Genomic DNA, 10,225 nt, shown 5'->3' with positions numbered 1-10,225 from the left:
GGCAGGCAAAATAGTTATCGGGCAGGCAAAATAGTTATCGGGCAGGCAAAATAGTTATCGGGCGGGTAAGATAGTTATAGGGCGGGTAAGATAGTTATAGGGCGGGCAAGATGCCCACCCCACAAGAGTTTGATAAAATATTAATATGTAAGTAGGTTGGCGCGGGCAAGATGCCCACCTCACAAGAGTTTGATAAAATATTAATATGTAAACATAAGGGTTTGGGATGATTCCCAACAGAATTATGCTCATAGAGGAGAAAAAGTTAACCTGGGAAGAGTTGAGCAAAACCAAGGGAGTAGGGGACGAAGGGGAGGAGAGGGAGAAGATATTTCCCAAGCACTAAGGACTCAGGACTACCACTACTAAGTATTTATTTATGAAAATAGGGTGTTTTAACTACAAAAAACAGGTAAAAAACACAAAAAATCCTGAAATCTATATAAATTAATAGTTTCACCTATCCACTTCGGGCTACAACACCTTAGAATGATTCATTGAAAAGTCGAGTCAATGGGATTTACGGCGGTTTTGAGTGTAAATACTCTCTAGGAACGATTTTTGTATTTGTACAAGCAGAAATTTACGTAAAGATGCGAAAGGGTGCATCTTGAAAGAATATCTGGTAAAACTTTAGGAGTCTGATATGAACAAAGGCGAATTAATTGATGCAGTGGCGGAAAAAGCTAACGTTACCAAGAAACAGGCTGATGCTGTTTTAACTGCTGCCATAGACACCATTGTCGAGGCGGTTTCTTCTGGTGATAAGGTGACATTAGTGGGATTTGGTTCTTTTGAATCACGGGAACGCAAAGCCCGTGAGGGACGTAACCCCAAAACGAACGAAAAAATGGAAATTCCCGCTACCAGAGTTCCCGCTTTTTCCGCTGGGAAACAGTTTAGAGAAAGAGTAGCACCCCCAAAAGAGTAAGTTTTGTTCTAGGGAGAGTATTTTTGATGCCACAACCAGCACACGGGGGAAATTTAGCCTGGGCGGCGGCGTTAGCTGGCTGTTCCCCGGATGCTATTGTGGATTTTTCCGCCAGCATCAGCCCCTTGGGACCGCCTAGCAGCGTCATTGCAGCAATTATGTCCCAACTGGATAATCTCAAGCATTATCCTGACCCGGAATATAGTGAACTCAGACTGGCTCTGGGTCACTTTCATCAAATAGCTGCTGATTGGATTTTGCCAGGTAATGGTTCAGCAGAATTATTAACTCTGGTTGGTAGAGAATTAGCGCAATTAGCAGCAACCGTTATACTGACTCCGGCTTTTGGGGATTATTACCGCACTCTGGCGGCTTATAATGCTAAAGTGCTGGAGTTTCCTCTGGATTTGGGAACGGGGATAAAGGCTCTACCTAAGAAGGAGAATATTTCTCTGTTTCCAGATTTCAGATTTCTGACCTCGGAATATGGGTTACTCCTGAATAATCCTCATAACCCGACGGGAAAGTTATTTTCACGGGACTCTATCCTACCGTATTTAAAACGGTTTGCTTTGGTGGTGGTGGATGAGGCTTTTATGGACTTTTTACCCCCTGATGAGGAACAAAGTCTGATTGAATTGGTGCAAGAATATGAGAATTTAGTGATTTTGCGATCGCTTACAAAATTCTACAGTCTAGCAGGTTTAAGATTAGGTTATGCTATCGCTCACCCCCAGCGTCTAGCCAAATGGCAATCATGGCGAGATCCCTGGCCTGTAAATATTTTAGCAGCCAAGGCAGCGATCGCCGCTCTCGAAGATACAGAATTTCAAAATCGCACCTGGAAATGGCTACCAGCGGCGAGAAATCAACTATTCCAAGGGTTAGCTTCAATTCCTGGTTTCACCCCCCTAGAAGGCTCTGCTAACTACCTATTGGTACAATGTCAGCAGTCTACTTCCCAGTTACAAAAAAAATTACTTCAGCAACACCAGATTTTAATTCGTGATTGTTTAAGTTTTCAAGAATTGGGTGATCGTTTTTTCCGCGTCGCTGTCCGTACTGAATCTGATCACCAACGTCTATTAACAGCCCTGAAAGAAATTAAAAACTCAGAATTTTAGCAGGTGGGTAAACTATACTACATTCACAGCGAATTTCATCTGCATGAAGTACAGTCTTAGCGGGCAAGATGCCCGCACCACAACATCTAGCTAAATGACAACTAACCACTGACAATTGACAACTGACCAATGACCAATATTGATTACGATATAGTTATTCTTGGTGACACTATTGCTGCATACCAAGCCGCTTTAAATGCTACTGGGTTAAATGCAAAAGTGGCTTTAATTGTCAGCGATAATTTTTCTCATAACTACTATTTTAATCATCAATATGTACTGAATGAAATTAGTAAAATTACCCAACAATCTCGTAATTTAGTAAATCTAGGAATTGACGAAAATACAATATCTCTGAACTGGAAAAAGTCCTTATTCTATGCTATTTCTGTTTCCAAAAATCTGACTCAAATCAATTCCCTTCCTAATTTAGCAGCCCAAGGAGTTGATATTATTGTTGGTAATGGTCAATTTCAATCTTCTCCCTTGAGTTTCATAGTTAATGAAAGACGGTTGTATAGTCGCACTTACTTACTCGCTAATGGTTCACGTCCTTTAATTCCCAATATTCCTGGATTAGATACTATTGAATATCTGACTTTAACCAATATTTGGGACTATTTAGAAAAAACAACATTACCTAAAAATTGGGTAATTCTTGGTGGTATTCCCCAAAGTATAGAAATTGCCCAAATTTTAGCCCAGTTTGGTTGTAATATTACTTTAATAGTGAAAAAATCGAGTATTATTCCTCATCTTGACCCCGAAATAAATCAATTACTAATAGCACAATTAGAAGTTAATGGTGTGCGTGTTTTAACACAAACGAAAGTAACTCAAATTCGACATATAGATAATCAAAAATGGGTACAAGCAGGAAATCAAGCCATAGAAACTGATGAAATTTTCATTGCTACCGGACAACAACCAAACTCAGAATATTTGAACTTATCTACAGTGGGAATAAAATATCGTCAACACCGCTTAATTGTCAATGAAAAATTACAAACGACAAATCATCGTATTTATGCTTGTGGTGATGTAATTGGGGGTTATAATATTCAGAATCTTAGTAATTATGAGGCTAATATTGCCATAAAAAATGCCTTATTTTTTCCCAGATTAAAAGTTAATTATCACTGTGTTCCTTGGGGAATCTATACCTATCCTAAAGTAACACAAATTGGTTTAACAGAAATTCAAGCAAAAAGTCAATATCCTCAAAATCAAGTTTTAGTTTTTAAACAATATTTTAAAACAGCTACAAGCGCACAAATTCAAGGACAAATTACAGGAATTTGTAAATTAATAGTTTTTAAAAATGGTAAAATATTGGGATGTTCTATTTTAGGAATAGCAGCAGGAGAATTGATTAATATAATTAGTTTAGCAATAAACCAAAATATCAAAATTCAGCATTTAGCAAAATTATCACCCATTTATCCCAGTTTATCAGAAATTCTCATCGCCACAGCACGAGAATGGCATAAACAGAGAATTAATAAAAACCATGCTGTTCAAGAATTATTAGCAAGTTTCTTTAATTTTCGTCGTGATTGGAATTTATAGTGTATTATTCATAATTTATCAGAATTTACGCAAAACTCAAGTATCAGTATTTATCTGCGTTTATCTGCGTTTATCTGCGGTCAATTATTCTTAAAATCTGATTCTATTTTTCACCCTATTCTCTATTTTTCCGTTGTCCTTTCTCTGTCAAAGAAACACTACCAATTCCTTGTAAAATACCCCTTCCAACCAAACCTAAACCCCGGCCAATAACTTGAGTCAGTACAAAAACAATTCCAGTTCCTAAAAACCCTAATAATGATTGTAAACGGGGAGTAATAGCATCTCGAAATTCTAGCATTAATGTCACTCCTAGCGGAATACCAGAAAGTTCCGCTAATTCTTGGTTACGAGGAGCATAAATTGATATTTTAGCAATACCACGAGGTGCAAAAACAAATAATTCATAACGACTTTCAAAAATTGTTTGGGCTTCATTTATATATTGATTTAATCGGTATTTCCAAGATAAGTTATTTCTAAATCTTTCAATTTCTCTCGTGGAAATCATTTGTCTGTGATAAAAGTTTTGTTTGATTGTTTCAACGTCTGCTAAGTTATTTAATAATGGTTGAATTACATTATTAGCTATATGAATCAATAAATTTTCTAAAATTAATAATGCTTGAGATTGAGCTTCTTTACTACCAAAGGGACAAGAAACATTATCAATATATAAATTTGTGAATAGTAGCAGATAGGATAAAAAATCCCCAAATAATGGAACTTTTTTAATTATCTCTTTTTGTATATCTGTGGTTTTATCTAATAAGAACTTAACTAGGTTTATCTCTTGTTTATCCAAACTAATACGGGAGTAATTACCAAAAAATTCCGTAATACTAAATTCCCATAAATCTACTAAAATCTGCTCTTTTAAATTAAATATTTGATTTTTATTAAAATTAAAGTTCCGAATTTCATCCAACTGTTGAAAAAATTTATGAAGGATGATATAAAGTAATTCTCGCTTTTTATCTTCTCGGAGAATATCAATCTCTAAAGGTGTATCTGTGAGATTTTCTAAAGCAAATTTCAGTTTATTTAAACATAATGTTAATAATTCAGATTGTAATTGTTGAGAACTCACTTCAGGTGTTATATTTATTAAAGGTTGTGTCTCTGATTTAATAATTACTTGATTAATAGGTTCTTCTGGTGGTAAATTCTGCCTTTTGTGTGGTAATTTTAATAAATTGCTAACAAACCAACGAGCCGCTAAAAGTTCCCGTCTTTGTCCTGCTAAAATTGCTTTATTTAATAGCGTTATTCCCGGTAATTTTAATTGTTCTGTAACTTGATATAAAGTATCATCAATATAGTTAATTCCTGAATTTTGTAACTGATTTCGCAACTTACCTGCTAGAGAAAATGAGGTAAAATTAGATATTTTTCCATCTTCAAACCAATAATAACCTCCATTGGCTACCTGCTCAAGAATTGGGGCTAATTGAGAAATTGAGACCCCTTTAGGACAATAGCCATTTATTCCTATAGCTTTGGCGGATATAATTAGTTCCGGTTGAGATGTGCTAGTTAGAAGTAATATAGGTATATGAGGGTATAAAGTTTTTAGCTGTCTACAGAATTGCCCTCCTAACTGCTCATTATTTAATGCTAAAATTATTAAGTTAATTTGCTGAGAATTAACAGCCAATATTTCCGCTATAACCTTTAAGGCAGAAGTATCTGAGGGAACATCTGCTATGACTTGTAAATTGGGAATAGTTTCCAATGTTACCTTTAGTCCGAGACGAAAAATTGGATCGGGATCAATTAATAACAATTGTAAAAGGCGATCGCTCATTGGCCATATAATATCAAAGTTGGCAAGATCTTTGGCATGATTATTGTTCTCCTGACAATTTGCGGAGAAAATTCCTGTAAATGTCCATCTCAAGGGGGTAAAAAGCTGCTAATCTGGATTTTCACCACTGTTGAGCCAGAAAATAAACGGTTATGACCATCACAATCATCCTCAACAACGACTCCATTTATAATTTGGATCTGTCATCTGCTTTAATGGTGATTGAACCATTACTCCAAGAGGGAAACATTTCCTCCTATGAACAGCAACTGCGTTTAGACATTAATTATGAACGAGTCGCAAATGATCCACGAGAACTATCGGAAATTCCAGAGGTCAGACTGTGGTTTGTCCGTCTCGATGCTAAATATCCGTGGTTGCCATTTTTGCTAGACTGGAAAGCGGGAGAATTAGCTCGTTATGCGGCCATGTTAGTACCTCATCAGTTTAGCTCGAAAGAAGGTATCCAATACAACCCAGAAGCCTTAGAAATATTCTTGATGCAGAAGATATTTATTTTAAGTGATTGGTTGCACAAACAAGATATTGTTAGTCCATCTCGACTGAAATCTTTAGCACAAGTTTTGGGTTATGAATTAGATGATGCTTTCTTTGAAATGATTGAAAAAGGTAACTCCTAAAGACAAAATCAAAAAGACAAAATCAAAATCTCAAACTTTGCTCCTTTGCTATTTGGTGCGAAATATAATTCCTACTCCCATTATGCAGCACTGATAACACTTATTAGACATCTCCTTGATAAAATTGGTGATTTGGGATTTGAGATTCAAAATCCCAAATCCAAAACCCAGAATTGATAATATTCAACCTCCCCAAATTTTTTCTAATACTATTTGGGGTGAAATATCCGCTACTTTCCCAGTATGTGAGGTCATAGTCAAGACTTTTTCACTGGTGGGTAATAATTTTAATGATTCCGGAGAATTAAGCAAGGCAATTGTATATGTTTCTACTGCTACACCCAGTTGCAGGTAGCTATTTTCTACAGACAACATTAAACTAGCACCAGCAATTATAGCAGTTAATTTGCCAATATCTTCGGGGGAAGTAACTTGAATATTGTCACAACTTTGTAAAAGTGATTTGACTAAAGGCTGATTATTGGCTTCTTTAATGACCACAATAGGTAAATCCGGTTGTTTTTGTTGACAAGCTTCAATAATTTGTTGCCAATTTTCTTCAGGATAAGTTGTATCTAAACTAGCTCCACCACCATTAATGAGGATAAAACCTGTTTCGCTTACTCCTAAGCGTTTTTGTTCACCTTGCGCCCATTCAATATCTATTTTAGGCACATTTACAGATAAAGCTGGACAATCAGTATCAATTTTGAAAGGTTTTAGTAAATCATGATACGTCTTTGCTACATACTGGGATAGATTTGGCGCGATTCGATCAGTCAGAAAAACCGCACCTTGTCCTTGGTAGCCAATGCGCGTCGTAATTCCTGTCAACCACATCAAGAAACCTACAAACCAACTTTGTCCGACGATAATAGCAACATCATACTCTCTATCGCGTATCATACCAACGAAGTTACCCCAATCAGCTAGACTATTACGATCTTTGTAATCAAAAGTTAATACATCGTGAACAGACTTGCTTACCCGATAAGCAGCCTTTGACTTAGGTTCTACAACAACATCTATCTGTGCGTGAGGATAATAACGCTTCAGATCATCAAGAGTGGCAAAGAAAAGAATTTGGTTATCAATTGAACCAGGTACAAGAGCTACTACACGCATAATATTTATTAACGCTTATCGTTTTATATTTTAGGAGAATATAGGTTAGGTAATGAAAATTAACAGTCAGAAGTAAAAGATAGCTTTTTAACAACCTGGGACTTATGTTAACATTTTTGTATCAGCAAATAGCCATATTGAATAAACTTTCTTAGGTTGTCTTATGTTAACTAACATTCCTGAAAACCAGACTCCCCCAGTAGAAATTGTTCCTGATTGGCAACCCACTCCACCCCCAACTGATTTAATATTTGATGATGGAGTTCCCTTGGAAAGTAACCGTCACCGCATAGCCATGAATGTTTTAATTGATTCCCTAGAACAAGCATGGTCAGACCGCAATGATTTCTTTACTGGTGGTAATATGTTTATTTATTACAGCAGTAAGCAAGCTAAAAACAACGATTTTCGAGGTCCTGATTTTTTCGCAGTCCTGAATGTTGATGGTAATAGATCCCGTCAAGGTTGGGTAGTATGGGAAGAAGAAGGACGCTATCCAGATGTGATCATTGAATTAATGTCTCCTTCCACTAAAAATGTAGACTTAGGACCCAAAAAGAATCTTTATCAAAACACATTTAAAACTAGAGACTATTTCGTTTATGATCCTTTTAATCCCAACTCATTACAAGGTTGGAGTTTAAATAGTAATTCAACATATCAACCTTTACAAGCTAATCAAAAAGGTTGGTTATGGTGCGAAACTTTAGGATTTTGGTTAGGAAATTGGGACGGAACATTAACCAGAGAAACCACCACCTGGTTAAGATTTTATGACCAAGCAGGAAATTTAGTTTTATTACCAGGAGAAGCTGAACGTCAAAAAGCCGAAGCTGAACGTCAAAAAGCCGAAGCCGAACGTCAAAAAGCCGAAGCTGAACGTCAAAAAGCCGAAGCCGAACGTCAAAAAGCCGAAGCCGAACGTCAAAGGGCTGAACAAGCAGAACAAGCCAGGAAAGAGGCTATACCCAAATTATTAGAAATGGGTTTGAGTTTAGAGCAAATTACCCAGGCTTTAGGATTATCCCCTGAGTAAAAAATTACCCTCTGCGTCAGACGGGAGCGTCAACAGGTTTATTTTCAGCCGTTTTGTAGACCTTTTACCACCATCCGCATCTATCCTACCACAATATTTAAATATTATTGGTGGGATAGATTCCATTATGTAACCAAGGTGATTCTGGTTTGATTTTGATCACTAGTTGACAAACTGAATATCTTTAAGAAAATTAATTTTTTTGTTACTTTGTTAATTCAGACTTACTCTCATAGTATCATTCCTGTTTTGAGTTCCCAGACTCTCGAAATCAAGTTAACATACAGCTAAGTGCATGATAATGACAAATAAAAAATGGGCCGTTAAACGGATAACAGTTAATCTAGCAACACAAGAGGCAGAAAAACTAGAAAAATATTGTCAACAGACAGGGAGACCAGCAACAGATGTAATTCGGGAACTAATTAGAAGTTTACCCCAGGGGGAAGAGGTGACAAACAATTAAAAATTATCAATTCCCAGCAAATTCCCACACTAATTCAGTTACAATTTGTAAAGAAATTGAACAAGGAACGAGGGAATGCGCGTTGCAATTGTGGGTGCGGGACTTGCTGGGTTATCAACTGCGGTAGACTTAGTAGATAGGGGCTGTGAAGTAGAAATTTTCGAGTCTCGTCCCTTTGTGGGTGGCAAAGTCAGCAGTTGGGTAGATAATGATGGCAATCATATTGAAATGGGGCTGCACGTTTTTTTCGGCTGCTACTACAATCTGTTTGCATTAATGGAGAAGGTTGGCGCTGGAGAAAACCTACTCATTAAAGAACATAGTCATACTTTTATCAATAAAGGCGGAAAAACAGGAGCTTTAGATTTTCGTTTCTTTACAGGTGCGCCTTTCAATGGATTAAAAGCGTTTTTCACCACTTCTCAACTTTCTTTACAGGATAAACTACAAAATGCGATCGCTTTGGGTACTAGCCCAATAGTACAGGGTTTAGTAGACTTTGACGGAGCAATGAAAACTATCCGCAAATTAGATAAAATCAGCTTTTCCGATTGGTTTTATAGTCACGGAGGCAGTAAAGGTAGCATTAAACGACTATGGAATCCTATTGCTTACGCACTGGGATTTATAGATTGTGACAATATTTCTGCCCGGTGTATGTTGACAATTTTCCAGTTTTTTGCTGTCAGAACCGAGGCTTCAATTTTGCGAATGTTGGCAGGTTCACCTTCCGAATATTTACATAAACCTATTGTTAAATATTTAGAAGACAGAGGCACAAAAATATACACTCGTCGTCAAGTACGAGAAATTCAGTCTACTGAATCTAATGTGGTTGGGGAAGCAGAAACCCGCGTAACTGGTATATTAGTTGCTCAAGGTGATACAGAAGAATTGATCACCGCTGATGCTTATCTTTGCGCTTGTGATGTTCCCGGAATCCAACGAGTTTTACCCCAAGCCTGGCGGAAATGGCCAGAATTTGATAACATTTATAAGTTAGATGCTGTCCCCGTCGCTACAGTGCAGCTACGTTTTGATGGTTGGGTGACAGAACTAGAAGATCAGGAAAAACGTAAACAGCTTTCCGCAGCCGTGGGAATAGACAATCTATTGTACACTGGTGATGCAGATTTTTCCTGTTTTGCTGATTTGGCCTTGACTAGCCCCGCAGATTATTATCGTCCTGGGGAAGGTTCATTATTACAATTGGTGTTAACACCGGGAGATCCCTTTATTAAACAAAGCAATGAAGCGATCGCTAACCACGTGCTTAAACAAGTCCATGAACTATTTCCCTCCTCAAGGGATTTAAACATGACTTGGTACAGCGTGGTTAAATTGGCTCAATCTTTGTATAGAGAAGCACCGGGCATGGATGAATACCGTCCAGATCAAAAAACACCCATACCTAACTTTTTCCTAGCTGGAAGTTACACCCAACAGGATTATATTGATAGCATGGAAGGAGCAACAATTTCTGGACAACGTGCAGCTAAAGCAATTCTGGAAAGTTTGAAGAAGTA

Annotated in this window: 9 protein-coding genes; 7 read left to right on the top strand and 2 right to left on the bottom strand. The window is 37.2% G+C overall.

All coding sequences use genetic code 11. The features are described 5' to 3' along the window. Positions 1-646: 646 nt before the first annotated feature. The 3 genes from ACIR131C_RS0114945 to ACIR131C_RS0114935 all read left to right on the top strand — a co-directional run bounded on the left by ACIR131C_RS0114945 (position 647) and on the right by ACIR131C_RS0114935 (position 3,624). The gene (locus ACIR131C_RS0114945) at positions 647-931 is read left to right on the top strand and encodes an HU family DNA-binding protein (protein WP_028084828.1); all 285 of its coding nucleotides are present in this window, start codon (positions 647-649) and stop codon (positions 929-931) included. A 26-nt stretch (positions 932-957) separates the two neighbouring features. Next, entirely contained in the window at positions 958-2,055 is a 1,098-nt protein-coding gene (gene cobD, locus ACIR131C_RS0114940) for a threonine-phosphate decarboxylase CobD (RefSeq protein WP_028090852.1), read from the top strand. 129 nt (positions 2,056-2,184) lie between these two features. Then, complete coding sequence (locus ACIR131C_RS0114935; RefSeq protein ID WP_028090851.1) at positions 2,185-3,624, top strand: dihydrolipoyl dehydrogenase family protein; 1,440 nt, start codon at positions 2,185-2,187, stop codon at positions 3,622-3,624. A gap of 115 nt (positions 3,625-3,739) precedes the next feature. On the opposite strand, the gene ACIR131C_RS0114930 is transcribed toward ACIR131C_RS0114935, so the two are convergent. Beyond that, a complete protein-coding gene (locus ACIR131C_RS0114930) occupies positions 3,740-5,431 on the bottom strand; it encodes a DUF3685 domain-containing protein (protein WP_028090850.1) in 1,692 nt (563 codons plus the stop codon). 152 nt (positions 5,432-5,583) lie between these two features. On the opposite strand from ACIR131C_RS0114930, the gene ACIR131C_RS0114920 reads away from it, so the two are divergent. Next, positions 5,584-6,072, top strand: coding sequence for a CRR6 family NdhI maturation factor (locus tag ACIR131C_RS0114920; RefSeq protein ID WP_028090849.1), 489 nt, complete (start codon positions 5,584-5,586; stop codon positions 6,070-6,072). 183 nt (positions 6,073-6,255) lie between these two features. Here the strand turns inward: ACIR131C_RS0114920 and ACIR131C_RS0114915 are convergent, their stop codons facing one another. Further along, positions 6,256-7,197 (bottom strand): glycosyltransferase family 9 protein, encoded by a 942-nt coding sequence (locus ACIR131C_RS0114915; RefSeq protein WP_028090848.1) that lies wholly within the window; start codon positions 7,195-7,197, stop codon positions 6,256-6,258. Between the two features lie 163 nt (positions 7,198-7,360). Here ACIR131C_RS0114915 and ACIR131C_RS22870 point away from each other — a divergent pair, with 163 nt between their 5' ends. The 3 genes from ACIR131C_RS22870 to zds all read left to right on the top strand — a co-directional run. Beyond that, complete coding sequence (locus ACIR131C_RS22870) at positions 7,361-8,233, top strand: Uma2 family endonuclease (RefSeq protein ID WP_051347575.1); 873 nt, start codon at positions 7,361-7,363, stop codon at positions 8,231-8,233. A gap of 295 nt (positions 8,234-8,528) precedes the next feature. Beyond that, entirely contained in the window at positions 8,529-8,699 is a 171-nt protein-coding gene (locus tag ACIR131C_RS0114905; protein WP_071604823.1) for a ribbon-helix-helix domain-containing protein, read from the top strand. 75 nt (positions 8,700-8,774) lie between these two features. After that, positions 8,775-10,225 (top strand): 9,9'-di-cis-zeta-carotene desaturase (zds, locus tag ACIR131C_RS22865; RefSeq protein ID WP_035372164.1); only part of this gene is annotated, 1,451 nt, incomplete at its 3' end.

Origin of the sequence: Dolichospermum circinale AWQC131C (assembly GCF_000426905.1) — a bacterium.
GTDB lineage: Bacteria > Cyanobacteriota > Cyanobacteriia > Cyanobacteriales > Nostocaceae > Dolichospermum > Dolichospermum circinale.
This window is presented reverse-complemented; position numbering and strand designations above follow the sequence as displayed.

What these genes read in the sequence shown, in the direction of transcription:
- ACIR131C_RS0114915 (WP_028090848.1), bottom strand. Translation starts at nt 7,197, where the DNA reads ATGCGTGTAGTAGCTCTTGTACCTGGTTCAATTGATAACCAAATTCTT.
- cobD (WP_028090852.1), top strand. Translation starts at nt 958, where the DNA reads ATGCCACAACCAGCACACGGGGGAAATTTAGCCTGGGCGGCGGCGTTA.
- ACIR131C_RS0114945 (WP_028084828.1), top strand. Translation starts at nt 647, where the DNA reads ATGAACAAAGGCGAATTAATTGATGCAGTGGCGGAAAAAGCTAACGTT.
- ACIR131C_RS22870 (WP_051347575.1), top strand. Translation starts at nt 7,361, where the DNA reads ATGTTAACTAACATTCCTGAAAACCAGACTCCCCCAGTAGAAATTGTT.
- ACIR131C_RS0114935 (WP_028090851.1), top strand. Translation starts at nt 2,185, where the DNA reads ATGACCAATATTGATTACGATATAGTTATTCTTGGTGACACTATTGCT.
- ACIR131C_RS0114930 (WP_028090850.1), bottom strand. Translation starts at nt 5,431, where the DNA reads ATGAGCGATCGCCTTTTACAATTGTTATTAATTGATCCCGATCCAATT.
- ACIR131C_RS0114905 (WP_071604823.1), top strand. Translation starts at nt 8,529, where the DNA reads ATGATAATGACAAATAAAAAATGGGCCGTTAAACGGATAACAGTTAAT.
- ACIR131C_RS0114920 (WP_028090849.1), top strand. Translation starts at nt 5,584, where the DNA reads ATGACCATCACAATCATCCTCAACAACGACTCCATTTATAATTTGGAT.